General features: G+C 48.2%; 16 protein-coding genes and 1 pseudogene. 12 read left to right on the forward strand and 5 right to left on the reverse strand.

Annotated elements, in window-relative coordinates; genetic code table 11:
• The first annotated feature begins 160 nt into the window (after positions 1–160).
• Entirely contained in the window at positions 161–3427 is a 3267-nt protein-coding gene (locus AC0IYG_RS14515; protein WP_471711781.1) for a response regulator, read from the forward strand.
• Here AC0IYG_RS14515 and AC0IYG_RS14520 read toward each other — a convergent pair whose 3' ends face one another.
• Positions 3428–5791: a GH92 family glycosyl hydrolase gene (locus AC0IYG_RS14520; protein WP_471711782.1), complete on the reverse strand. Its 2364-nt coding sequence runs from the start codon at positions 5789–5791 to the stop codon at positions 3428–3430.
• Positions 5792–5894: 103 nt separating this feature from the next.
• Positions 5895–8033 (reverse strand): PAS domain-containing sensor histidine kinase, encoded by a 2139-nt coding sequence (locus AC0IYG_RS14525; RefSeq protein ID WP_471711783.1) that lies wholly within the window; start codon positions 8031–8033, stop codon positions 5895–5897.
• Positions 8034–8207: 174 nt separating this feature from the next.
• Between AC0IYG_RS14525 and AC0IYG_RS14530 the strand changes: the two genes are divergently transcribed.
• From AC0IYG_RS14530 to AC0IYG_RS14565, 8 genes and pseudogenes are all read left to right on the forward strand, one after another.
• Positions 8208–8516 carry a hypothetical protein gene (locus AC0IYG_RS14530; RefSeq protein ID WP_471711784.1) on the forward strand — a complete coding sequence of 103 codons (309 nt, stop codon included), beginning with the start codon at positions 8208–8210 and terminating at the stop codon, positions 8514–8516.
• Between the two features lie 505 nt (positions 8517–9021).
• Positions 9022–10599: a sulfatase family protein gene (locus AC0IYG_RS14535; protein ID WP_471711785.1), complete on the forward strand. Its 1578-nt coding sequence runs from the start codon at positions 9022–9024 to the stop codon at positions 10597–10599.
• Positions 10599–11654: a sulfatase family protein gene (locus AC0IYG_RS14540; RefSeq protein WP_471711786.1), complete on the forward strand. Its 1056-nt coding sequence runs from the start codon at positions 10599–10601 to the stop codon at positions 11652–11654. Before AC0IYG_RS14535 ends, AC0IYG_RS14540 begins: the two co-directional genes overlap by 1 nt.
• Positions 11655–11679: 25 nt before the next feature.
• Positions 11680–12465: a HEAT repeat domain-containing protein gene (locus tag AC0IYG_RS14545; RefSeq protein ID WP_471711787.1), complete on the forward strand. Its 786-nt coding sequence runs from the start codon at positions 11680–11682 to the stop codon at positions 12463–12465.
• Positions 12466–12588: 123 nt separating this feature from the next.
• Complete coding sequence (locus tag AC0IYG_RS14550; RefSeq protein WP_471711788.1) at positions 12589–13509, forward strand: family 2A encapsulin nanocompartment shell protein; 921 nt, start codon at positions 12589–12591, stop codon at positions 13507–13509.
• Positions 13493–15309: pseudogene (locus AC0IYG_RS14555) on the forward strand (family 2A encapsulin nanocompartment cargo protein cysteine desulfurase). Before AC0IYG_RS14550 ends, AC0IYG_RS14555 begins: the two are co-directional and overlap by 17 nt.
• Before the next feature lie 15 nt (positions 15310–15324).
• A complete protein-coding gene (locus AC0IYG_RS14560) occupies positions 15325–16152 on the forward strand; it encodes a serine O-acetyltransferase (RefSeq protein WP_471711789.1) in 828 nt (275 codons plus the stop codon).
• Between the two features lie 174 nt (positions 16153–16326).
• Positions 16327–17013: a DUF1345 domain-containing protein gene (locus AC0IYG_RS14565; RefSeq protein ID WP_471711790.1), complete on the forward strand. Its 687-nt coding sequence runs from the start codon at positions 16327–16329 to the stop codon at positions 17011–17013.
• 24 nt (positions 17014–17037) lie between these two features.
• On the opposite strand, the gene AC0IYG_RS14570 is transcribed toward AC0IYG_RS14565, so the two are convergent.
• From AC0IYG_RS14570 to AC0IYG_RS14580, 3 genes are all read right to left on the reverse strand, one after another.
• Positions 17038–18300, reverse strand: a complete 1263-nt coding sequence (locus AC0IYG_RS14570) for an amidohydrolase family protein (RefSeq protein ID WP_471711791.1) — start codon at positions 18298–18300, stop codon at positions 17038–17040.
• Between the two features lie 39 nt (positions 18301–18339).
• Positions 18340–21228, reverse strand: coding sequence for a T9SS type A sorting domain-containing protein (locus tag AC0IYG_RS14575; protein WP_471711792.1), 2889 nt, complete (start codon positions 21226–21228; stop codon positions 18340–18342).
• A 132-nt stretch (positions 21229–21360) separates the two neighbouring features.
• Entirely contained in the window at positions 21361–22263 is a 903-nt protein-coding gene (locus AC0IYG_RS14580; protein WP_471711793.1) for an AraC family transcriptional regulator, read from the reverse strand.
• A 260-nt stretch (positions 22264–22523) separates the two neighbouring features.
• Between AC0IYG_RS14580 and AC0IYG_RS14585 the strand changes: the two genes are divergently transcribed.
• Genes AC0IYG_RS14585 through AC0IYG_RS14595 form a run of 3 tightly spaced genes read left to right on the forward strand, consistent with a single transcriptional unit; the run spans position 22524 to position 26217 of the window.
• Positions 22524–23324: an SDR family NAD(P)-dependent oxidoreductase gene (locus tag AC0IYG_RS14585; RefSeq protein WP_471711794.1), complete on the forward strand. Its 801-nt coding sequence runs from the start codon at positions 22524–22526 to the stop codon at positions 23322–23324.
• The gene (locus AC0IYG_RS14590) at positions 23314–24546 is read left to right on the forward strand and encodes an enolase C-terminal domain-like protein (protein ID WP_471711795.1); all 1233 of its coding nucleotides are present in this window, start codon (positions 23314–23316) and stop codon (positions 24544–24546) included. The genes AC0IYG_RS14585 and AC0IYG_RS14590 overlap by 11 nt, the downstream gene beginning before the upstream one ends.
• 15 nt (positions 24547–24561) lie before the next feature.
• Positions 24562–26217, forward strand: coding sequence for a sodium:solute symporter (locus tag AC0IYG_RS14595; RefSeq protein ID WP_471711796.1), 1656 nt, complete (start codon positions 24562–24564; stop codon positions 26215–26217).
• The last annotated feature ends 2 nt before the right edge of the window (positions 26218–26219 follow it).

Genomic DNA, 26219 nt, shown 5'->3' on the forward strand with positions numbered 1-26219 from the left:
GCGGTCTTTCTCTGCCTGTCTTGCATTGAACAGGGTTCCCAGTTGCGTTGATAGGATCTAAATTATTCTGTGTGATACAATTAGTTTTGAGTTAACCCAAAACTAATTGTAGTTTTATTAGATGAAACATGGCGAATACAATCCCGGGGCAGATCTAAATTTGACAGCTGAACTTCCGGTTCACGAGAGTGACAGGTTAGAGGCGTTGCTCAGCTTTTCGTTTTCTGACGAAATCAAGCAGAAGGAATTTGATAGTCTCGCTGATCTGGCCTGCCTGGTTTGTGATGCGGCAGTGTGTCTGATAACAATTATCGACGAGAAAAAGCAGTGGGTTTTGTCGAGCCGCGGGACATGTTTAACTGAAATGGCCAGGGAAACTTCCATTTGCCGATATACAATGCTCCACGGGTCGATTTTTGAAATTGAAGATGTCAGCCTCGACGAGCGGTTCGCCAACAATGAGCTGCTGGCTGAGCACCCGGGCCTTAAATCTTATGCAGGTCACCCTTTGATGGATTCTTCGGGAAACCCCTTAGGTGCGATCTGCGTGATGGATTACAATGTTCGCAAACTTTCAGAAGTCCAGAAAAATGCACTGCAACTGGTTTCCTCGCAGGCTATGGCGCTGATTACGGCAAACAAAAAGCTCAGTCACGCCAGCCGGAACCGCCAGAGTCATCACAAGCGTGACATGATCAAAGACATTGCAAACAGCAGCGAAGAAAAGCTAAAATCTTTTTTTGAGAGCTCGCAAGGGCTCATGTGTACGCATGATCTGGAAGGAAATTTTACCGCAGTCAATTCAGATGGAGCAGGACTTTTAGGCTATGACGTAGAGCAGTTTTTAGGGATGAACCTGCTCGATGTGACGCCTATGAAGCACAGGGAAGGTTTACAGGCCTATTTTCAACAGATCAAACAGACCGGGAAATCCAGCGGGTTGATGACCACCATGCATAAAAACGCGCATCATGTCATATGGAGTTACCGCAATGCATTGGTGATGGATGAGAACGGTTACGGATACGTTGTGGGCAACTGCATTGACGTTACCCAAAGTCATAACCAGGCCAAGGAGCTGCAAAGAACGCAACAGATGCTCATGCAAACGAGTCTGATCGCAGGAGTAGGGGGATGGGAATTCAATTTGGCCGAAAGGAAATTTTACTGGTCCGAATTAGCGCTGCGCATTTACCAGCAGTCTCCCAGCCTGAACTTGTCTATTGCCAATGTGATGAACCTTTACAAAACAGGCGTCAGCAGGCAAAAGATGATAAAAGCAATGGGCGAAGCCATCGAGCACGGCACGGCCCATGATATTGAGGTCCAGATTGTTGTCGGCAATACGGAGGAGCGCTGGGTAAGGATTGTGATCAATGCTGAATTTGCAAAAGGACGGTGCTTAAAGCTTTACGGAACGGTCCAGGACATTGACGAAAAGAAAAAAACAGAGCTGCAAATTGCATCTACCAAAGAACAGCTAAGCATGCAGCAGGCGCTGCTGCTGGCATTTGTTGAGCATATCCCGGCGGTTGTGGCGATGCTGGATAATGATATCCGGTATTTGGCCGTGAGCCGCAAATGGGAGCAGGAATATACGCTTTCGAGCAATGATGTGATCGGGAAAAGTCCCTATGACCTGTTTCCGGACATGAGCAAGGAGTGGAAGGGCATTCATCAGCATGCATTGTCGGGCAAGGGAATGCAAAAAGGGGAGCGGGTGTTCAGGCCGGAAGGCTGGGAACACGATCGATATCTGTTGTGGGAAGTGTGGCCGTGGTATCAGTTTGATGGCAGCATCGGAGGCATTATTACGCTGATTTACGATGTGACAGACATGGAGCTTCACCGTCAGGAACTCAAACAAGCCCGGGAACTGGCTGAGCAGGCCAACATTGCCAAGTCGGAGTTTCTGGCCAACATGAGCCATGAGATACGGACGCCGCTGAATGGCGTGATCGGTTTCACGGACCTGGTTTTGAAAACACATTTGAACGACACCCAAAAGCAATATTTGGGCTTTGTACACCAGTCTGCCAACACATTGCTGAGCATTATCAATGATATCCTGGATTTTTCAAAAATCGAGGCAGGCAAGCTTGAACTTGACATTAATAAATACGATATCTACGAAATTGCAGCCCAAACGGTTGACATTATATCCTTCCAGGTGCAAAGCAAAGGCCTCGAAATGCTGCTGGACATCCCGGCGTGCCTTCCGCAATTTGTGTGGGTTGATGATATCAGGCTGAAACAAGTGCTGATTAACCTGCTCAGCAATGCTTCAAAATTTACCGAACAAGGCGAAATTGAGCTTAAAATTGAAATTCTGGAATACGAGCCGCTGAAAAGTGATGCCATCACATGCCGGTTCATTGTGCGCGATACGGGCATTGGAATCCGGGAGGAAAAGAAGGCCAAAATTTTTCAAGCCTTTTTACAGGAAGATGGCTCGACAACCAAAAAATACGGAGGAACCGGACTTGGTCTGACCATTTCCAATCAATTGCTGGCGCTCATGGGGAGCAGCCTGCATTTAGAAAGCGTTCACGGCGTAGGCAGCACCCTTTATTTTGACCTGACGATGCAATCGCAGAAAGCAACGAACACCGCGTCACCGGTTGTAGCGGCTATTGAAAAGGTGCTCATTGTGGACGATAATGATAAAAGCCGGCAACTGCTGGAACGGATGCTTGACCAGCTAGGCATCAAATCGGATCAGGCGGCAAATGGCTTGCAAGCGTTGGAAAAGCTTGCGCGCGGTGCCATGTATGATGCAATTCTGCTCGATTATCAAATGCCCGATCTGGACGGCCTTGAAGCGGCGGGTGAAATACGGAAAGCCTTTTCCAGCGAAAAGCTGCCCATTATTTTAATGAACAGTTCGGCGGATGACGCGACCGTTTTGAATGCTTGTCAGAATTTGCAGATCAATTCGCGGCTAATGAAGCCCGTAAAATTGGCGGATATCTCCTATTCTTTGGCAAACCTGTCGGGTAATGAGGTTAAAAAGCATAGCTCCGTTGGTCAAACCGAGCAACAGATTACGACAAAAGAAGTGACGATTCTTATTGTTGAAGACCATCTGATCAACATGTTACTGGCCAAAACGGTTGTCAAAAAGCTGGCAGTGAATGCAACAGTGCTCGAAGCGGTCAACGGAAAAGAAGCGCTCGAACTCTGCCGGCAGCAGCTGCCCGACTTGATTTTCATGGACATTCAAATGCCGCTCATGAACGGATACGAAGCCACTTCACTGATCAGGGAGCTGCCGGGCGCAGACAATTTGCCGATTGTTGCACTCACAGCGGGAAATGTGCTGGGAGAAAAAGAAAAGTGTCTCGCTGCCGGTATGAACGATTTCATCACCAAACCTTTCGTTAAGGATGCGATCTGGCAGGTTTTTGAACAGTTTCTTAATGTATAATTACTGGGCGGAAGGCGGCGGCGTTTTGGTGCCCCAGCTTGTATTGGGCGCTGGCCCCATTACAAATGTCAGCTTTCCACCTTTCATCAACTCATCCCGATAAAGCCAGCAGTTATCCAACGCAAGTCCGTTAAAAGTCGCTGACTGCACATATACATTTTCCTTTGCATTGGATTTCGTTTCAATGATCAGCTTTTTTCCGTTGCCTAATGTAATGGTTGCTTTGTCAAATAACGGACTGCCGAGTTCAATGATTGGGCGCTGATCAGTGAAACCTTTTACATCAAAAAGGCCCAGCGCATTCATCACATACCACGATCCAAGCTGCCCCTGATCTTCGTCCTGGCCATAGCCGTAGCCGTGGATTGGCTCGGTTCCGTAAAATTCGCGTCCTATGGCTCTCGTCCATTTTTGGGTTAACCAGGGTTTTCCTGAAAAGTTGAAAAGCCAGCTTGTGTGTAAATTGGGTTGATTTCCGTGGTTATAAATGGAGTTAACGCCTGCAAAAGCATCAATCGTTTTTCCTCCACCAAAGCCCAGTTTTTCTGAAACAGTGAAAATGCTGTCTAGTCGGTTATTAAAATTTTCTTTTCCAATGGCATCGATCAGCCCAGCCGGGTTATGCGGAACATAAAATGTGTATTGCACCGAATTGCCTTCCTGAAATCCACGCCACGGCTGGTAAGGATCAAATTTTTCGACAAAGCTGCCGTCAGCCTTTTTGGGCTGCATAAGTTTGTTTTTTGGATTATATATTTCTCGCCAGCCGTTTGATAGCTTTGAAAACTGATCGTAGTCGGCCGTCTTGCCCATTGCTTTGGCCATTTGCGCAGCAGCAAATGCGCTGTAACTGTATTCCAATGTATGCGATCCTGCGAAATTGGATCCGGTAGAATCGGTGATAAAATCCTGACCTTTTTGATCAAAAAATGGAACATAACCGTTGTCCACAAATGCTTTGGTGTCCAGCTTTCCCGCACCAATCGGCCTGTTTTGATAATTCAGCTCGTTGGCTTTTATAGCTTGATATGCAAAGTCGACGTCGTAATTGCGGATGCCTGCATTGTACGCACCGGCAATCGCGAGACCGACGAAATTAGTGCCTACGCCCGATACAAATTCGCTGTTGGCAATGCCGTCACCGAACCAGCCTTTGTCTTTATAGATCTGCAAATGTGTATTGACGAAGCTGCCATACCATTCAGGATAGGAGAGCGCCCATAGCTGCGTAATGTTCCAAAAACCGCCCCATATCGCATCTGTGTTGATAAATTCTGATTTCAATTTGCCATTTTGAGATGGCAACTGTCCCATTTTTCCACCGTGTTTCGGGTAAGCGCCGTTCACATCGCTGGCAATGCCCCTGCCCAGCAAAGCGTGAAACAGGCCGGTGTAAAATTTGACTTTGTTATCCTCATCGCCATCCTCTACGGTAATTTTGCTCAACTGCTCCTGCCAGATTTTTTGCGCCTGCGCTTTCGCCTGATCAAATGACAGATCTTTCGCTTCCGCCAGGAAATTTTGCTTCGCATTTTGGGTTGACGTGTAAGATAAGCCCGTTTTTACTTCAATTGTTTCATTATCTTTTGTCTGATAATTGAGCACCAGGCCCGCGCCTTTACCCGTTGCGCTTTTGTTATTTGGAGTTATATTTTCGCCATTGAATGCTGTAACAGATCCTGGCTTTTTACTGATTTCGCCATAAAAGAACATCGCGATCTTGCCTTCCGGATCATAGATCTTCACATATTTTGGATAAGTAATCACATAACCCTCGAAGTGCATGTCATCCAGCATTTTAATGTTTGCATCCGTAACAATGTCACTTTCTCCTTGCTTGTTGCCAATGTCCAGCACAATGTGCGACTGATCATTTTTTGGGAATGTATAGCGCTGAAAACCAACTCTTTTGGTGGCTGTGAGTTCAGCAGTAATGTTGTAATCGTCCAGCAAAACTTTGTAATAACCCGGTTCTGCAACCTGATTTTTCCGGTCAAATTTTGAGCGATAGCCAGTATTTGTTCCTTCCAGCTCACCCGGCTTTGTTCTAACCGGACCAGTGGTCGGCATGTAACTTACACCCCCGATTTGCCATTCATGAAAATGCACGAAGCCCTCGATCGAATTCTGACGTGTGTCATAGCCAACCGCTTCCCATCCGGACGGGTTACCGTAATGGCCGTTCGTGGAAGGCGCCAGCTTAGCCATGCCGTAAGGAACAGCGGCGGGCGTGTAAAAGAACCAGCGGCTGTGCGCCGTGCCGATATTGGGATCGACATATTTGAGCAGACTTTGTCCGGCAACAGGATAACCGGACATTGATATGATAAGCAAAACGATAGCTAAACCGGACTTAATCTTCATATATATTTAATTAAACAGCCGCTCAAAGCGCAGATGCATGTTCATACATACGAACATAGTATTTTTGTTTTTAATATCAAGCTTAATGGTAAAATGAAAGTTGTTATGCAAGGAATTCGTCAGTCGGGATTGGAAAGAATATCTTGAATGTTGAGCCTTGTCCGGGCTGGCTGCTGGCCGTAATGGCGCCGCCGTGATTGGCCACGACCTTCTCGCAAATAGCCAGACCAATGCCTGTTCCGACATATTCCTGCTTTCCATGTAAACGTTGGAAAACCTGAAAAATCCGGTCGAGATATTTTTCATCAAACCCAATCCCGTTATCTGTTATTGCGATCTGATAATACATTTGCACGCTGCGAACGGGCTTTATTAATGCAGGCAAATCTGTTTGTGCAAGCGACTCGCAAGTGATGCTGATAACAGGTGGCGTCCCGGTTTTTCGAAATTTGAGGGCGTTGCTGATCAGGTTTTGAAACAGTTGTGTTAACTGCAGGGCATTGCCTTGAATCGTTGGCATTGCTCCGATCTGGACTTCTGCGCCTGTTTCTCCGACAATCAATTCCAGATCATTCAAAACAGCATCAACAATGTTGCTAAGCTGGACAGGCCCGTCCTGCTGGTGTTGCGATGTAATGCTCGAAAAGTCAAGCAGGTCTGTAATCAGGACAGACATACGCGCCGCCGCGGCCTGAATGCGGTCGATATAAAAGAGATTTTTACCGTTAGCATCTGCAAACTGCAACTTCAAACGATCGCCAAACTGACGGATTTTCCGCAATGGTTCCTGCAAATCGTGTCCGGCCACATATGCAAATTGTTCAAGGTTTTCGTTCGAGCGGAGCAGGAGCTGATTGGTTTCTTCGAGCTCGTCGTTAACCGCCAGATATTCTTCGTTCTGCACAGCGAGTTCCTCATTTAGTGCCTCTAAGTCAGCTGTTCGCTCTTTTACCAGCTGTTCGAGCACTTGCTGTCGCCGCCGGGCGGGCGTCACATCCTGCGCTGTGCCTATGAGCTTGCTGGCTTTTCCTTCCTCATTATAAAAGATTTTTCCAAGCGCATGCACGATGCGCTCATCGGCAGGATCCAGGCCAACCAGTCGATACTCCGCTTCAAAAGTCCCGAAAGAACCCGGCCTCACAGCTTCGGCAATGGCTGCCTGAACGGCCTGGCGATCGTCCGGATGGATCGGGTTGAAAACTTCGTCAAGCGGCGCAGAGTCCTCGCCCAGGCCAAACCACGATCTGATATGGTCTGAATAATTAACCTGACCCGATTCCAGGTCCAGCTCCCAGGAGCCCAGTTGCGCCAGCTCCACAGCACCCCTTAGCTTCGTTTCAGCTTGCATCAGCTGCTCTTGCGCCAACACCAGATCCGTCACATCCGCTGCGGTGTTCATGACACCATATACGTTTCCGGCTGCGTCAAAAAGAGGAGTAAATGTGTATTTGAAATAAAATCGTTGCAGCACACCGTCTACAACCAAGTCAACACGTTGGTTATGGGCATTATAAGGCTGCCCGGTCGTATAAACGCTATCAAGTTGTTCGTAAATGCCTTTGCCAGCGAGTTCCGGCAAAACTTCCGCGTAACGCTTTCCGATGAGATCCGGCCCTTTGCCCCAGGCTTCGATAATCGATTTATTGAGGAGGTGTATCCGCATTTCACGACCCACGTAAACGCCAATCGGGAAGGGAACACTGTCAATCACACTGCGCAGGTTTTCCAGGCGCTGCTCCAATTCCCTAAGCTGATCGGCAGTTCCGGCAACTTTCACTTCTGGCAAACAGCTCACCAAAACGCCGCCTATTGCTCCCGAATCATCATGCACAGCGCCCAGGCTCAAAGTCCAATGACTATCGCCAGTCCCATCTTTCTTATCAAAACATTGATTTTCCAACAACACCGGTCCAGCGCCTGCAATGACCGAATCAATAGTCGATGTGGTAAGCGGCCATGACTTCGGCCAGCTTTCAAGGAAGCGCTGCCCAAATAATGTCTGTGGGTTATCATCGCTTTCGATAATCTGGCAAAAAGCATCATTGTAAAGGATGACAAGCTGCGGGCCCCAAAGCATCAGCATCGGGACATGGGAGTTGCTCATCATCTGAAACATTGTTCGCAGGCTCACCGGCCACTTTTCCGGCTGTCCCAACGGTGAAGCATCCCAATTATAACTACGAATAAGCGAGCCGAGGCGGCCTTCGCCAGCGGTAAACGGATAAATATTAGTACTTGACAATCCTGAGTAAAAAATAAGTCATATGGAAGGCAAGATAAGAAAAGGTCAGCTAATTTGCATGTGCACATCCGAATGAATTCGAAGCCGGAAGTTGCTGTTAACGATGCATTTGGTTACATTTATATCTGTTTCCCTCTACATCAGTGCAGTAAGTTAAACCGACAACTGTGCATCATGAATCTACTCAATACATCTGCGGATCAAAGTCTTAGTCTTGCCCGGCGTCATTGCCAGCAGCTGAAATCGTTTTTTGCCAATCAAATCAAATTAAGGCACGCCCTCGCCCTCAAACATCAGGAAGAACGCGCTTCCATCGTTCCATTGTCTAAAAATTATCGGCAATGGCCTGCCTTGATCAAACGGCAGATCAAAGAGCTCTTTGATTTCAAAGTTCAGGCTCAGGAAATGCAGGCAGGTTTGCTGGATGCGCAGGAAAAGGAGAAGATGGGTGGGGGGCGTAAAGCCGCTTCAGGATATGTCTAGGATTTTTATCTCTTTCTACTCCTGCTAGGCCGGGTTAAAACCCATCCTAGGGGATCGGCCGAGCCTACGGCTCTTTTTAGCGTTGGACCTTTAATAAAAGTGGTCGAAGAACTTTTTCAAAATATGCACACAACCTCAGAGCCATCGGCTCGACTGATATCCTAAGGCGGGTTTTAACCCGGCGGGCAGAGGAGAGTGAAGCCGTTTCCGGATATGCCTAGGATTTTTCTCTTTCTACACTTGTTGACCGGCTGGGTTAAAACCCACCTTAGGGATCGGCCGAGCCTACGGCTCTTTTTCGTCTGGGACCTTTAATAAAAGCGTTATAAGAACTTTTTCAAAATTTGCACACAACACCAGAGCCATCGGCTCGACTGATATCCTAAGGCGGGTTTTAACCCGGCGGGCAGGGGAGCACTAAGACCAGTCTACAGCTGCCAAAGGGCCACTCATAACTTATCAAAAAGATTTTTTAAAAATTCCCACTCCAACAGTAAGTAAAAAAATGCGGCAATTTCTTACTTTGCCTATCAACTTTATAGAGTTGCAAGCTTCTAACTATCAGCGAGCAGATAGTCCAGATGAACAAATAGTGAAACTTGTCAAGAAAATTAGTAACCTGATCACATTGAAAAGACAACTAGAAAGCATCCTGTTACTCGTTTTCGTCCTTGCCGGCAGCTGCATTGAAACAGCTGCCGCCCAGGCGCCTAACATCATTTTCATTATCGGTGATGATATCAGCTGGGACGACATCGGGGCTTACGGGAATAAAAAGATCAAAACGCCCAACCTCGACAAGCTGGCGAAAGACGGGCTGCGGTTTACAAATATGTACCTGACTGCTAGCTCATGCAGTCCGAGCCGGAGCAGCATTCTCACCGGTCGTTATCCGCATAATACCGGGGCTGCCGAGCTGCATGCGCGTTTGCCCGCGCATTTGAAATATTTCCCGGAGTTGCTCAAACAACAGGGTTACTTTTCTGCATTGGTCGGCAAATGGCACGAGGGCCCGAACACGCGCCGGGCATATGATACGCTGCTGGTCGACCGGAAAGCCAATGGGGAAGGCGGCGAGTTGAAATGGAACAACCTGCTGAAAGCCAGGCCAAAAGACAAGCCATTTTTCTTCTGGCTCGCGCCATTTGACGCGCACAGGCCCTGGTCGGCGAAGACAGATGGACCACAGCATAATCCCGAAAAGGACATTGTCGTCCCGCCGACGCTCGTTGATACCAAGGAAACGCGGCAGGATCTGGCTTTTTATTACAATGAAATCTCGCAGCTGGATAAGTACGTTGGAGACTTGCGACAGGAATTAGAGAGACAAGGGATTGCAGATAACACGCTCATTATCTTCACTGCCGACAATGGAAGACCGTTTCCTGGCAGCAAAACGCGGCTTTACGATGCGGGTGTAAAAACGCCGTTTATTGTGAGCTGGCCAGCCGGGATCAAAGCCGGACAAGTCTGTGAAAGTCTGATCAGCAGCATTGACATTGCACCTACATTACTGGAATTGGCTGGTGTAAAACCTGCGGAAAGCATTCAGGGAACCAGCTTTGCAACATTGTTAAAATCACCCGAAAATGCATTTCGCAAATACGTTTTTGCCGAACATAACTGGCACGATTACGCGGCTTACGAACGCTCGGTAAGGAGCAAGGATTTTTTGTTTATCGTTAATAAAAGACCAGAATGGGACAATGGAGGTCCGATTGACGCGAATCAAAGTCCGTCTGCAAAAGCATTGAAGGCCACAAAGGCGAGCGGCAAGCTCACCGTGTTGCAAAACGACGCGCTGCTCAAAACCCGGCCAGCGGAGGAGTTTTTTGACAACCAAAAAGATCCGCTGCAAACCAAAAATGAAGTAGGAAACAAAACTTACGCAACCCAGGTAAGTGAACTCCGGCGCATTCTCAAACAATGGCAGGACGAAACCGGCGACACCGAACCCGAAAACCTCACGCCCGACTGGTACGACCGCGAAACCGGCGAGCCGACTGCCAGCAAAGACAAACGCGGCGAAATGCCGGGAGCCACCAAAAAAGCAGATCACATTCACCTCAAAGGCCTTTTTTAATGAAAACCTCTTTTCAAAGATTGATATTCCTGTTTGTCTCAATACTAACTGTCACAACTATAAAAGCACAGCAAAAGGACAAACCCACAAACGATCGACCCGGCCAGGATCGCCCCAACATTCTCTGGATCGTAAGCGAGGACAACAGCCCATTCCTGGGCGCCTATGGTGATAAATATGCTACCACACCGAATCTCGACAAATTCGCAACCCGGGGCGTTTTGTATAAAAATGCATTTGCAACCGCGCCGGTCTGCGCGCCCTCGCGGTCAACATTGATTACGGGCATGTATCCGCCTTCGATGGGCACGGAGCACATGCGGAGCACTTACCCGGTTCCGGATTTTGTTAAATTTTTCCCTCGATATCTGCGAGAAGCGGGTTATTACACGACCAATAATGCTAAAAAGGACTATAATACCATTGACCAAATGGAAGCCTGGGATGAATCCAGCGGCAAGGCTACTTACAAAAACCGCAAGCCCGGACAGCCGTTTTTCTCCGTTTTTAATCTCAATGTTTCGCATGAGAGCAGCATTCATACTTCGGTGCCGACCGGAGAGTTGAAACACGATCCTGAAAAAGCGCCATTGCCGCCTTACCATCCGAAAACGGCAGAAATGAAGCACGATTGGGCGCTGTATTACGATAAAATAGAGGAGATGGACAGCCAGTTTGGTGCACTTTTGAAAGAGCTCGACGAGCACGGTTTGACTGAGAATACGATCGTTTTTTATTATGCAGACAATGGTGGGATACTCGGCCGCAGCAAACGTTTTGTTTATGAATCGGGCCTGCGCGTGCCCTTAATCATCCATGTTCCGGAAAAATTCGCTGCCCTGGCGCCTGGAAAACCCGGCACACAAACGGACCGCATTGTCACATTCCTGGATTTTGCACCAAGTATTCTGAGCCTCGTGGGATTGGACATTCCGGCCTACATGCAGGGAAAGGCGTTTTTAGGAGAACAGCGGGGGAAAAGAACGCGAATATGCGTACGGATTTCGTGGGAGAATGGACGAGCGCACGGATCTTTCCCGGACCGTTCGGGATAAAAAATTCAGGTATATCCGCAATTATTTGCCCCATAAAATTTATGCGCAGCACCTGGAATATCTTTGGAAAGCACCATCGATGCCTTCGTGGGAAGCCGAGTTTAAAGCTGGTCGGTTGAATGCAGACCAATCCAGATTTTGGCAGGAAAAACCAGCTGAGGAGCTTTTTGATATAGAAAATGATCCGCATAATATTCACAACCTCGCCGCTGACCCTAAGTATAAAACTATTCTGATGAAACTTCGGGAAGTGAACCACAACTGGCTGATCGAGTCGAATGATGTGGGCTTTATTCCGGAGGGTCTTTTAAGCAAAATCGCTGAAACGACGCCGCTTTACGATTATGGGAAAAGTGGAAAGTATGATGTGAGAAGGGTTGTTGAAACAGCTGAAATCGCGTCTTCACGCGATAGATCTAAATTGAGCGAGATTACAAAAAGACTTGATGACAAAGATCCCGTTGTCCGTTACTGGGCTGTAATCGGCACATTTGTCCTGAAAAATGATGCGGCTTCGGCCAAAAGCAAGCTTCTCACATTGCTCGACGACTCCGAAATAACGGTTCGCATTGCGGCGGCAGAATCGCTGCTCGCATTGGGTGAAACCGACAAGCCGGTACAAACATTGAGTGAGGCGCTAACCGATAAAAACCAGATGGCGCGGGTGCAGGCATTGAATGTGCTGGAAACCATCGGCATAAAGGCACAGCCTGCCGCGGCGAATGTAAAAGCACTTTTGAAAGAGAATCAAAAAGATACCGATTATGATGTGCGGGCGGCAAAACAGATTCTGGAACAGCTGAATAAGTAAGCCGCTGGTGGTAAGCTCCGTGATTAAACCGGCTTAGGGGTTGAAATTGACGTATGTTCGTGGCACAAAAGCACAGCCGGTCTGAAATGGCAGCGATTGCATCAATTAATCTTCAAAATTTAGATGGCAAAACAGAACACGCAACAAACTGCGCTTGGCGATGTAGCCGCGCGGCAACTCGCCATTGCGACCCGCACGGTCCCACAAATGGTATCCATCACCCCGCGGTGGCTTACGCATTTATTAAACTGGATTCCCGTCGAGTCGGGCGTATATCGGCTCAACAAAGTGAAGGAAGGCAGTGTGGCTGAGGTAGATTGCTCGGGGCGTGACGAAAGAGAATTGCCGCATACATTCATTGACTACGTTGAAAATCCACGCGAGTACAACCTCACGGCAGTCAACACCGTGCTCGATGTGCATACCCGCGTTTCGGACCTTTACAGCAAGCCGTATAACCAGATCAGTGAGCAGCTTCGGCTTACGATTGAAAGCATTAAGGAACGTCAGGAAAGCGAGCTGATCAACAATCAGGAATATGGATTACTGAGCAGCATTGCACCTTCACAACGCATTTCAACACGCCTGGGTCCACCGACGCCGGATGATCTGGACGATCTGATCACCAAAGTGTGGAAAGAACCTGGATTTTTCCTGGCACACCCACAGGCCATTGCCGCATTCGGCAGAGAATGCACGCGGAAAGGCGTTCCACCTCCAACGGCATCGTTTTTCGGTTCCCAATTCATTACGTGGAGAGGGATTCCGCTTTTTCCTTCTGACAAATTGCCGATTGAAAATGGCAAGTCCAAAATCATGCTGATCCGTACAGGTGAAAGCCGTCAGGGCGTTGTGGGACTTTACCAGCCTGGACTTCCGGGCGAGCAGTCGCCAGGATTGTCGGTTCGTTTTATGGGGATTAATGATAAGGCCATCGCGTCCTATCTTGTTTCCCTGTATTGCTCACTGGCCGTGCTGGTAGAAGATGCGATTGCAGTCCTGGAAGATGTCGAAATTGGAAACTACCATGAGTACAAATATTAATTTGCCACAGTCGGATCCCGGCATTTCTGGTCTTCCGGACGTGCATGAGATCGAGCAGCTGGCCAATGAACTTTTCAAATTATTGCCCAACGAAGTTCCGCAAGCCAACTTTTCGCCGGATCTGGCCGACCATCCACGGTTGCAAAAGTCGCTGAACCTGGTGCATGAGCGGCTGCCGTCTTTGTTTGGAAATGGGCAGGAGCAAAGCCAGGATCACCTGCAACCTTTTGATGTAAATAATCCGCAAACGAGCTTGTCGGACCCGCATTTTCCAGCGTCGCCTACGGCTGCCGGGAGCGGCGTTTCTCCTTCCGTTGTACAACACGGGCCGGGATATGCATCATCATTTCCGCTTTCTGCGGACACTTCGTTTGAGCCGGATGTGAGTAAGCTTTGGTCAACCATCAATACATTCAAATCCACGCCACAGCTTCCTTCGAATGGTGGCCTGGAAACTGCGCATTATTATTTTTTGTCCGGGGCAGGTTTTCAGGGAAATGATCCTTTTGGCCATAATCCGCTTCGAAATTCGCAGCTTACGGGCAATACTTTTTCACATTTCGGAGGAGCATCTTCGCATTCGTTTTTTGATGTAAATCTGGTTAGAAAAGACTTCCCGATTTTTCAGGAAAGTGTGAATGGAAAACCGCTGATCTGGTTTGACAATGCAGCTACTACACAGAAGCCGCAGTCGGTTATCGACCGGATTTCTTATTTTTACCAACACGAAAACTCAAACATTCACCGCGCTGCCCACGAGCTGGCCGCACGTGCGACGGACGCCTACGAAGCTGCGCGTGAAAAGTGCAGGGCATTCCTGAATGCGCGTTCTGTGAATGAGATCATTTTCGTTCGCGGCGCTACGGAAGCGATCAATCTGGTGGCTAAGACCTGGGGTGATGAAAATCTGCAAGCCGGAGATGAAATCATTCTGAGTAACCTGGAACATCATGCCAACATTGTGCCCTGGCAGCAACTGGCGGGCAAAAAAGGTTTCAAAATCAGGGTTATCCCGGTTGATGACGATGGGCAGATCTTATTAAGTGAATATGCCAAACTCCTTAATCACAGAACCCGGCTTGTTTCATTTACGCAGGTTTCAAATGCTTTGGGAACGGTTACGCCGGCAAAGCAAATGGTTGAAATGGCGCATTCGGTAGGAGCAAAAGTGCTGGTCGACGGCGCACAATCCGTGTCACATTTGCGGACGGATGTACAGGCGCTGAATGCCGACTGGTTTGTTTTCTCCGGTCACAAGGTATTCGGTCCGACCGGCATTGGCGTGCTTTACGGAAAGGAAGATTTGCTAAATGATACCCAGACCTGGCAGGGTGGGGAAATATGATCGAAGACGTCACATTCGAGCACACCCGTTTTCACAAAGCACCCAACCGTTTTGAAGCAGGGACCGGCAACATTGCCGACGCAGTCGGACTTGGTGCAGCCATCGATTATGTGAATAAAATCGGAATCGACGCGATCCACCAATATGAAGATTACCTGCTGATGTATGCAACCGGATTATTGAAAAACATTCCCGGACTGCGTCAGATCGGCACTGCGCCTGATAAAGCTTCGGTTTTGTCTTTCGTTTTTGAAGGATATAAAACAGAAGAAGTGGGCGCGGCATTGAATAAAGAAGGCATTGCTGTAAGATCAGGTCACCATTGTGCGCAGCCGATCCTTCGGCGGTTTGGTGTTGAAACTACTGTTCGTCCATCGCTTGCATTTTACAATACAACGTCCGAGATTGATGTTTTGATTGAAACATTATACCGGCTGCGCAAGGCCAAGAAATAGCGAGATTGCCCACTCATGAAAAACCTCAATACGCGTTCCTTAATTGATCTTTTAAAGACAACACACAATGCAGAATGGGAGGCGACGCCATCTTCGGTGGATGCGATCGCCTGGCTCGACGGGCTTTTACAGTTTCTTTTCCCAAGCAACCATTTGCCCAAAAGCAGCGCGTATGAGGGGATTTTGAAGAAAAATCAGATTGATCTGGAAAATATCCTGCTCAGTTATCTCGAACCATCCGGGATCGATATCGATGATGTGGTTTACCAGTTTTACAATTCACTTGAAGGAATTTACCAGGATCTACGCTATGATGCCAATAAGATCAATGAATATGATCCGGCCTCGCATAGTGTCAATGAAGTAATTGTTTCATACCCGGGATTTTACGCCATTGCCGTTTACCGCATTGCGAATCGGCTTGTGAGCTTGGGCATCCCGGTTTTGCCCAGGATCCTAAGTGAATATGCGCACGGAAAAACGGGCGTGGATATTCACCCGAATGCTGAAATCGGTGTACCGTTCATGATCGATCACGGCACGGGGATTGTCATTGGTGCGACGAGCGTAATCGGTAAAAACGTCAGTATTTACCAGGGCGTTACGCTCGGCGCATTACAAGTTGCCAAAAACCTTGCACTCACCAAGCGCCATCCGACCGTCGAAGATAATGTGATCATTTATGCGAGGACCACTATTCTCGGAGGCGACACAGTAATTGGCAGAAACAGTGTCATTGGCGGAAGCGTGTTTCTAACCAAAAGCGTTGAGCCTAACTCGCAGGTTTTCAATACACACCAGCTGCGCATTGTGCAAAAGGAAACCGGTGGAGAAAATCTGTAAATAAGTTATTTATCCAAATAATTAATCTTACAGGTCATCATACTGCTGCGCGATACTGTGAAAGCGAATAGTTCTAAATCAATAGGGGTTGAAGTCAAAGTAGTCCAAAACTATTTACACGCGTTTTATGCGAAAGAGGTGCTAAATTAGCAGCATAGCGCACCTCCTTTTTTTATGGAACTTGTTAAAATGATCAATCGGCTGGATGCCCATCACAAACTGGGGATTTCCCTGGTTTGTGGTGTGGCGGCGGTCATACTCAGTTCCTCATTCGTCGAAAAGCCGATCAACTGGATGATCGGCTGGCTTATGTACAGCGGCGTACACATTGGCTTAATGTGGGTCACCATTCTCAGCGCTCATCCTTCCGAGGTGCGCCGGGAGGTCAGCGGCCAGGATCCGAGCCGGATATTGAGTGCGCTATTCGTGGTGGGTTCTTCTTTTGTGAGCTTATTTGCCATTCTTTTCCTGTTACAAAGTGCAAGAAGTGCGGCGTCCTGGGAAAACCTGACTGTCCATGTTATCCTGTCCTTTTCTTGCATCATTTGTTCGTGGGTGCTGGTGCATACGGTGTTCACATTGCGTTATGCGCACATGTTTTACGGCCGCACACGCCGCGACAAGCATGATCATTCCAAACAGCTTCGCGGACTGGAATTTCCGGAAGAGCCGGAGCCTGATTATCTTGACTTTACGTATTTTTCCTTTGTGCTGGGCATGACATTTCAGGTTTCTGATGTGACCATTTCTTCGCGGGAAATCAGGCGGATTGCGCTGGTGCACGGATTGCTGTCTTTTGCATTTAACACCCTGCTCGTCGCGCTGACGATCAATGTTGTTTCCGGACTGATCCAAAAGTGACGGGTTTTCGCACGCAGAATCCGGCTATTTTACCTGCACGCCATCTTTCACCACCATCCTGACCCGGGCCAATGTCGCTGCAAAATCCTGCTCTATATTGCCTTCAAAAATCACCAGATCAGCCTTCATGCCTTTTCTGATTGCTCCGATCTGACTTTCTGCTCCCAATGCTTTGGCAGCATTTACGGTGGCATATTGTAAAACCTCAGTCACGGGTATGCCTGCCTCATGATACGAAATAAGCACATCCACCGAAGTTTTTCCGCGATCCAGCCCTTGTATATCCATATAATAATCAGAGCCGAAAACAATCCTGACACCCTTATCGACCGCTTTTTTCAGCCGCGCATGCATTGCTTGTAAATGGTTTTCCAGAAAATCATCTGCCTCTTTTCCCTTCTTGCCAGTCCCGGCAACCATCAACCTTCCATGCTCCCGTGACACATCCGTGGGGACAAGATACACGTCTCGTTCCGACATCAACTGAATTGTGCTGTCCGAAAGCGAGTATCCGTGTTCAATCCCATTTACGCCCGCCATTACCGCATTGCGTGCGCCACGATCCGAGACCGCGTGGGCCGTAACCGGCAACTTATGCACCTTAGCAGCTTCCACGATGGCGACGAGCAGCTCTTTTTTCAACAAACCATTTTCCGTATCTGCACAAACCTTGATCACTTGTGCGCCTTTACGCGCGTGTTCGGCCACAACTTTCTGCGCATCCTGCACAGTCCGAACGACGCTGTATTCCTGGTCGACCAGAAAAGAATCGGGTGCGGTGAGCCTGAAAAATTGCCCGCCGGGTCCGCTTACAATGGGTCCGGACGCAAACAGGGTCAGGCTTCCTTTTTTATTTTTAAACTCATTTTGCAGTTTCACGTCCAGATACGGGCCTGAATTTCCAAGGTCCCGGACCGTTGTTATGCCCGCTTCCAGGCAACTTTGTGCCAGCTTATGACCTGCTGCAATTCGATCTTCGAACGGCACTTTTGAAGCGTCTATGAAGCCGATTTCTGTTTGTTTTTGATTAAAAAGCAAATGCGTATGCATGTCAATCAGGCCGGGAGTGGCCGTGCAGCTGCTCAGATCAACCTCTTTTACACCCTTCGGCTTTTTCACTTTACTGCCAACCTCCTGAATAATCCCGTCAGAGATCAGAATCTGCTGATTTTCTATGAATGCCTTGTTTTGAGCGTCGTATAACTTTCCAACCTTTATCAGCAGGGCAGTCTGAGCCTGAACAATGCAGGAAATCAATAAGGCAAAAACGATGAGGGCAGCGCGCATATTCGTGAAGTTTAGCGTATGTCACCGAAAAGCACGCTATCATAATGTTCTAATCATGACTGTAATGCCACATGCCGACACTAATGCGACGGCATGTGGCAAACAAGCAAAATGGCTGGTTATTGTTTCAAAAAATTTACGCTCAGTTCCATTCACTTTGATAATGTAAATGCCAGTGGGCCAGCTGCTGACGTCCACATCCATTTCAGTCTTTTCAGGCTTTGCCGTATAAATTTTGCGACCCGCTGCATTGAGAATTTCCACATTCAGGATCTTCGATTCGGATGTTACCGTAATTTTGCTGCTTACGGGACTCGGATATACATTGGTAAGGTCTTCCGACACGATTTTCACACTCACCATCCGGCTTACACTGCTGGATTCATCAGCATCCACCATTTTTAAACGATAGTAATACGTTCCCGAAGGCATATTTACATCATCATAATGATAAGCCTGTGAAGCAGTTGTCGTGCCGTGCGAATTGACTTTTCCGATCGTTGTAAAGTTTTTCGAATCCTGGCTTCGCTCTATTTCAAAATGCGAGCTGTTGGTTTCACTTGTCGTTTCCCAGTTTAAGCGAACAGCATTGCCCTCGGTTATGCCCGTAAAACTGACCAGATTTACAGGCAGCGGGTTGCCTGCTTCGGTTGAAAGTGCGTTCGGATAAAGCGGCACGGATAAGCTGTTGGTCGCCTTTCCGGTCAAAACCTTTTTGGTATAACCGGCCAGGCCGAGGAACCAGTCGGGCGTCAGATCGTAGCCATCGGCATCGAGGGACAGAAACCAGGTGTTACCGCCTTTGGGCGCGTGGTTGGAGAATTTGGCCATTTTGAAAAAGGAAGTTCCTTCGTCAACTTCATCAAACATAGCCAGGTAAATCATCTTTGCGCCTTCATTAATGACATTCTGAGACTGCTGCCAAAAGAAACTTCCTCCATTTCTCGGGATCGAATTCTTAACCGCAGCACTCGTGTTGCCGCGGACCGTTTGCAAGTTGAACCACGAAAATCCGGGAAAAATCACGGGCATATAATCGATCGATTTCGGTTCCAGATACGCCATGTCCGGCCTTACTTTGTTGATGGCAAATGCATTAGCCCCGCTTTCATCTCCAAATCGGCCCACCGACCACGGACTTACGACATCAAGCAGATCGTAGACAGCCAGCCATGCTGCGGAATGTTCGCGCCAGTTGTCGTTTAGCCCGCCCATCACTGTCGCGCGGTATTTGGGAGCATCGGTAGGATCATTCGGATCACCCTCCCTAAACCATCTCACCAGTTTCTCCGAACGCGCCGCCGTTGCTTCCGGATTAGACGCAAGTCCCAGTCCCCATAGTGCCACCAAAGGTTTTCCCTTGTGCCATAAGTAACTGTTTTCGGATGTGACGCCCAGCTCATCGATCAACCGCTTCCAGTCCGCGATCACAGCCTCGGTAGAAGTCGCGTTTGCGCCGGAAAGGTCATACATAAGAGAATAAACACGGTCATATTTGACGCTGGCGGCCTGCACGTTCTGGATCACCTTTTCAAAATGCCGATGAACGCGGGTGTCCGTTGTTGTGAAATTGACGAGGAAACGCTGCTGAAAAACACCGTCCACTTCATTCTCCTGCATCCATTTGAAATGCGCATCAACCGTGCTGTAATTATAGCTTGAAAAAAGCTTTGCCGGAGTTCCGTTGCTGTAAGTCATGTTGGTCGCAACCAGATCATTTTGCGGATAATCTGCGAGATAGGGCCACATATCCACCGTTGCGGTGCTATGCTGTGGCGCGCCGTCAAACCAATGCAGCCACCAGTTATGGGCAGGCTGTCCGTCCGTGGGCATCCCAAACCAGCCCTGATAACCAAACATCACCTTTCCATTCAACGTATTCGCGGATGGATCTGCTGTAATGGCCGACTCAGGCTGGAAGAATTCAATCTCATCAATTTTGGCTGTGACGGACGCGGATAGTGGCTGAGAAATCTTGAAATAATTAATGGCGGAGAGATTCGGACTGCCTTGTTTGGCTGCTTCGGAAATCCGCAAAAACACGTGATTCCAGCCATTCAGCAGTTTCTGGCCGGCCATATTCCAACTGTATTCATTTGTTCCTGCCTGGCCTGACGAAGAGAACACAATGCTTCCTGCGCCGGTGAGTTTCGTTGCATCCGAGACATAAAGCCAAAATTTGATCATTCCATTGGCCTCACTTACCGTTGAATTGAAAGGCGCAGGCGCATTGTAGATAAACCAGTCAGATCCGGAACCTGTTTTTGTAATTGAGCCTGACCCCAGGATTTTATTCCCGTTATCGGCCGCAACTGCCTCTGAGCCAGACCAGCCCGTCGTTTGGTCCGCATTATTAAAAATGTGCGCGCCAATGAGTTCGCTGCCCGTGTAACCTTTTGTAAAACGAATGTTATCAATTTTAAAGATGACACTTTCGCCGGCATTGATCGGTTTGTAATATCTGAAAAAGTTGATCGCAGACAAGTCCGGATTGCCTGACTTTCCTGCGCCGCTCAATCGAAGTGTCACATTGTTCCAGCCGTTTCGGAGGTTGACGCTCGCTGTTCCCCAGCTGAATTCGTCCGTGTCCGGACCACCTGAGCTTGTGATCTCAAATTGCCCGTCGGATGCAGAAAGTTTGGTAACATCGGAGACAAATAACGAAAACTGCAAGTAAGCGATCGTGAGCTCGCTGGCCGCAATGCCTGTGTTGAGCGGAGCCTGAAAATTCTTTTTGAAACGTTCCGTGCCGCCTCCTTCCGATCGGATGGAAGCCTGTCCCTGGACGGGTTCGCTGGTATCGAGACTGAGTGCATTATCTCCGCCGCCCCAGCCGGTAAGCGATTCACAATCATCCACCACAACGACCTGCGCATGTGCTTGCAATGCGATAGCAAAGCAAAAGAGAAGTAAGAGATGTTTTTTCATTCGTCAAAAATTAAGTTCATGAATTGATTAAGGTGACTTTCCCGTTGCGGGAAAAACCAAATCTATTTTCAAGCCTATAATTTTTGATTAATTATAACTTAATAAAGAATTAATAATGTTTATTCCAGCCAATTAACCTACTTTCTTTGCGGTTAACTTGTATTGTTCCGGCGATTGCCCCATGTTTTTCTTAAAAACTCGTGAAAAATAAAACGGATCGTCGTAACCGAGACTCATGGCGATTTCTTTTATTTTCCCCTCATTTGCATAGATCAGCTGACAAGCCTTCTGCATTTTTAAATGGATAAAATAATCGACCGGCGCCATGCCTGTGCCTTTACGGAACAGCATGGAAAAGTGTGAGCAGGAAAGCTGATGCTTTTGGGCCATATCTTCCACAGACAGTTTTTTGTCCAGATGCTGGCGCATATGCGTGATCGTATCCGTCACAATATCAGGTTTTTCTGTGTTTTCGGAGGTCAGATGTTTGTCTGGAAAAAGGAACATCGCCATAAAATATTGCAGGCACATGGTCGCGTTCACCAGGTTTTCCAGACTGTAACCCATTTCCAGACTTTGGTAAAGCCGATGCCAGGTGTCCAGCGTTTTGTCATTGAAAATGAGGTTAACCGGCCCTTTCTGCGGCGTAATTTGCAGCGATTGGTTAAAGCTGTCAATGGCCGGACCGGTGAAATGCACCCAATAAATCGTCCACGGATCTTCATGATCCGCCCAATAGCGAATGTACTGATCGGTGGCAGGCAGCTGGATAAACTGGTTTGCAGAAACGGTAAATTTCTTATCGCCAATCACATAATGTCCCTTCCCCTGAATGCAGTAAATCAGAATGTTATCCTCGCATCCCTTGCGGCGTTCGCGATAATGGAAAAGCGCTTTTGGGAAATAACCAATGTGCGTAATATAGAGCTGAAATAACGCCGGATTTTTGTGCACAACATCACGCAGAATCCCCGGCGGAAGACTGATTAGCTTCTCACCTTCAAAGCCATCCCTTCGTTTAAAACTCATGCTCATGGCGTGCATCTATTTTTAATCGTATTTTCCATTAACCGTTTATTGTTATTGCGATTATAGCCATTTTTAGATAAATATTTAAAACTAAAATGGTTTTGATTATAAAAATGACGGATTTCTAAGAATAGGCGATCGTAGTATTATCCATTAAAATAAGTGAATGTGCTATCTGTAACCGGGCAATGCTAGTCTACTTTTGGCTTTCGGATCCGCTTATCTGTTTCCAAATTTTGATACGATGATTACACATTCCACGATATATGTTGCTATTAGCCGATAAAGTCGTTTTTCTGACGGGAGGGACCGAGGGGATCGGGTTTGAATGCGCCAAAGCATACCAGCGGGCAGGCGCGAGTCTCTGCATCATCAGCAATGATGCACGCAGCATTTCCCGCGCCAAAATGGACCTGAATGAAGCAACCACAGAATTTGTGCTCGCCGACGTATCCAGTTCGCGTGAGGTTAAATATGCGATTTTGCATTGCCTTCAAATCTTTGGTAAAATCGATGTGATCCACAACAATGCAGGCATTTCAAATCCTTCCAAAGCCCTGCACGAAACTTCTGACGAAGAGTGGCATAAGCTGTTTGAAGTCAATGTAGGCGGCATTTATAACACCACTTTTCACGGCATTGATGCGCTCAAAAAAACGAAAGGGAATATTCTGAATACGGGAAGTCTGGTGGGAGAAATAGGGCAGGAGATTCATGCTGCATACACGGCGACGAAAGGTGCGGTGAATGCGCTGACCAAGTCAATGGCGCTGGATTATGCGCCTTTTGGGATCCGCGTTAATGCTGTGGCGCCGGCTGGTGTGATCACGCCGCTTTTGCGCACTTGGAGCCAGCAGCAGCCCGATCCGGAGTCTGCGGAAGCTTATCTCAACAACATTCACGCGCTCGGATATTGCCCCGAAGGCGACGTCATTGCCGACGCCTGTCTCTTCGTGATTTCGGATATGGCGCGCTTTGTGACCGGCTGCATCCTGCCCGTCAGCGGCGGTGCGGAACTGGGTTATAAGAAGCTGTCCAGCAAACAGAACCATTTTCATGATCTATAAAATTGCAGTAAAAGACGCCCGTTACCAGCTCGACGGCAGCGCAGGCAGCGACGCCATCCACCGCGATCCCATTTATTCCTACGCCGTCACCGAGCTGATCGACGACAGCGGCATCATTGGAACGGGCTTCGCATTCACGTTGGGCGAAGGCAATGATCTCGTGTGCAAAGCCGCACACTATTATGCGCAAAAGCTTGTGGGCAAAGACATTGAAGAAATGATGGCCGATTTTGGAACGTTATTCAGGCAATTGTCTGATGATCAGCAGTTCCGCTGGCTCGGTCCGCACAAAGGCGTCGTGCATCTGGCGCTGGCATCTGTTACCAATGCGTGTTACGATCTTTGGGCCAAAAAGCGCGGCGTGCCACTCTGGAAGCTGCTCACGGATCTTGCGCCGGAAGCAATCATCAATACACTCGACTTCTCCTATCTGGAAGATGAGCTGACCAAAGAACAGGCACTAGGGATCTTAAAACAGGAATATGCGACGAAATCAAGCCGCGAAAGCACTCTAAAAACAGGTTATCCCGGCTACGACACGTCCATCGGCTGGTTCAATTATTCCGACGAGAAAGTGCGGGAAAATTGCAAAAAGGCCATTGCCGAAGGTTTTACCGCAATGAAATTGAAAGTAGGCTCCGCTGATCCCGAGCGCGACACTCGCCGCGCGCACATTGTGCGGGAAGTCGCTGGCGAAAATGTGAAAGTCATGCTGGATGCCAACCAACAATGGACGCTGCCGAATGCCATCAAAATCTGCAAAGAACTGGCAACCATGAATCCTTACTGGATCGAGGAGCCGACGCATCCCGATGACGTGCTGGCGCACCAGACATTGGCGCGCGAAATTGCGCCCGTAAAGCTCGCATTGGGCGAACATGTGCCTAATAAGGTTATTTTCAAAAATTATCTGCAAGCCAATGCTGCTGCATTCGTTCAGGTGGATGCGGTGCGGGTGGGTGGCGTGAGTGAATTCCTGACCATCAGTTTCTTATGTAAAAAGTTTGGCATTCCGGTCGTCCCGCACGTGGGTGATATGGGGCAGCTGCATCAGCATTTGGTCTTGTATAATCACATTGCAATGGGGCACGAAGCATTATTTTTGGAGCATATTCCGCATTTGCAAAAACATTTCGTTCATCCCGCGCGCATACGGAACGGCGTTTACGAAACACCACAGGAGCCCGGCAGCAGCTGCGACCTGATCGCTTTGCATAACTAATCGACTGACTATCATATGATCCACACCCTCGATATCACGATCAGCGCTTTGTACATCACGGCGATTTTTGTCATCGGTTTGTGGGCTGGGTTAAAACATAAAAAGCAATCAAAAAGCGGCGCTAATGAAGCGGGAGCTTACTTTTTGGCTGGAAAAACATTGCGCTGGCCTACGATCGGGCTGGCTTTGTTTGCGACCAATATTTCCTGTGTGCACCTGGTAAGCCTCGCACAAAGCGGCTTCGATACCGGATTGCTGAACGGAAATTTCGAATGGATGGCCGCATTCATTCTCATCCTGTTAGCGCTTTTCTTCGCCCCATTTTACATCCGTTCCGGCGTCTCCACACTTCCTGATTTCCTGGAAAAGCGTTATGACCGCGCAAGTCGTGACTGGCTGGCTGTTATATCGGTCGTTTCGGCCGTGATTGTGCACATCTCGTTCTCATTGCTGGCGGGCGGCATTGTTTTGCAGACATTATTCGGCGTGGATATGTACACCAGCATCATCGCCATTTCGATCATTACGGCCATTTACACCATTGTCGGCGGGTTAACAGCTGTCGTTGTCACGGAATCCATTCAAGCCATTGTGCTGTTGGTGGGTGCGGTGATTATCAGCGTGGCGGCTTATCACAAGATGGGCGGCTGGGAGCCGATGGTCAATGTGCTGCAGGCGACCGACCAGCTTGAAAAACTTTCCATGATGCGGCCGCATGGCGATGCCAGCGGAATGCCATGGTATGCAGTGTTCCTCGGTTACCCGATTCTGGGCATCTGGTATTGGTGTGCGGATCAGACGATTGTCCAGCGTGTGCTCGGTGCAAAGGATGAAAACCATGCGCGCATCGGTCCGTTGTTTTGTGGTTTTATCAAAATTCTGCCCGTCTTTATTTTCGTGTTGCCCGGCCTTTTTGCTTACACATTAGCACAATCCGGCGGGCTGGATATTTCGGCATTACAATCCGTTTCGGACGGCAAAACCGTCGTCAATAGCAAAGGGATTTACACATTAATGATCACCCAGCTTTTGCCCAAAGGTCTGGTCGGCATATTGGTGGCTGCGTTGCTGTCGGGTTTGATGAGCCAGATTTCCGGTGCGCTGAATTCGATCTCCACATTGGTCAGTTATGATCTCTATCAACGCCGCAAGCCCGAAGCCTCGGATAAGCAGCTCATCCGCGTGGGCAAGATTTCGGCGGGCGTTGCACTCATCGTTTCACTGGCCACATTGCCGCTTTTGAACAGTTATGAAAGCATTTTTAATGGTCTGAACGACATTATTGCACACATTGCACCGCCGATCACCTGCGTTTTTCTGTTAGGGATTTTCTGGAAAAGGGCTTCTGCGGCTTCTTCGAAATTTACATTGTGGATCGGTTCGGCAGTCGGTGTCATTGTTTTTACAGTCAATAAAGTTTATCCGGAAACAGCCGTCGGTCAGATTCCCTTCATGATGATGGCGTTCTATTTGTTTTGCTTTTGTGTTTTGATCCAAATTATTTTCTCCTTCATTTTTCCTGTCGAGCACACTTCTGAAAGCCTTCAACTCTACTGGAAATCACCGCTTGAACCGCTGCAAACTCCCGGCTGGAAAGGGTTAGGGAATTACAAAACACTTTCGCTGCTCCTGGCGGCCATCATGTGTTTCCTCTTCTGGTTTTTCAGGTAAAA

The sequence above is a fragment of the Dyadobacter sp. AC419 genome (assembly GCF_979253085.1).

Excerpts from the sequence above, each read along its gene's own strand:
- AC0IYG_RS14565 (WP_471711790.1), top strand. The coding sequence starts at position 16,327 with ATGGAACTTGTTAAAATGATCAATCGGCTGGATGCCCATCACAAACTG.
- AC0IYG_RS14560 (WP_471711789.1), top strand. The coding sequence starts at position 15,325 with ATGAAAAACCTCAATACGCGTTCCTTAATTGATCTTTTAAAGACAACA.
- AC0IYG_RS14540 (WP_471711786.1), top strand. The coding sequence starts at position 10,599 with ATGAAAACCTCTTTTCAAAGATTGATATTCCTGTTTGTCTCAATACTA.
- AC0IYG_RS14580 (WP_471711793.1), bottom strand. The coding sequence starts at position 22,263 with ATGAGCATGAGTTTTAAACGAAGGGATGGCTTTGAAGGTGAGAAGCTA.
- AC0IYG_RS14535 (WP_471711785.1), top strand. The coding sequence starts at position 9,022 with ATGCGGCAATTTCTTACTTTGCCTATCAACTTTATAGAGTTGCAAGCT.
- AC0IYG_RS14530 (WP_471711784.1), top strand. The coding sequence starts at position 8,208 with ATGAATCTACTCAATACATCTGCGGATCAAAGTCTTAGTCTTGCCCGG.
- AC0IYG_RS14595 (WP_471711796.1), top strand. The coding sequence starts at position 24,562 with ATGATCCACACCCTCGATATCACGATCAGCGCTTTGTACATCACGGCG.
- AC0IYG_RS14585 (WP_471711794.1), top strand. The coding sequence starts at position 22,524 with ATGTTGCTATTAGCCGATAAAGTCGTTTTTCTGACGGGAGGGACCGAG.
- AC0IYG_RS14520 (WP_471711782.1), bottom strand. The coding sequence starts at position 5,791 with ATGAAGATTAAGTCCGGTTTAGCTATCGTTTTGCTTATCATATCAATG.
- AC0IYG_RS14570 (WP_471711791.1), bottom strand. The coding sequence starts at position 18,300 with ATGCGCGCTGCCCTCATCGTTTTTGCCTTATTGATTTCCTGCATTGTT.
- AC0IYG_RS14550 (WP_471711788.1), top strand. The coding sequence starts at position 12,589 with ATGGCAAAACAGAACACGCAACAAACTGCGCTTGGCGATGTAGCCGCG.
- AC0IYG_RS14575 (WP_471711792.1), bottom strand. The coding sequence starts at position 21,228 with ATGAAAAAACATCTCTTACTTCTCTTTTGCTTTGCTATCGCATTGCAA.
- AC0IYG_RS14590 (WP_471711795.1), top strand. The coding sequence starts at position 23,314 with ATGATCTATAAAATTGCAGTAAAAGACGCCCGTTACCAGCTCGACGGC.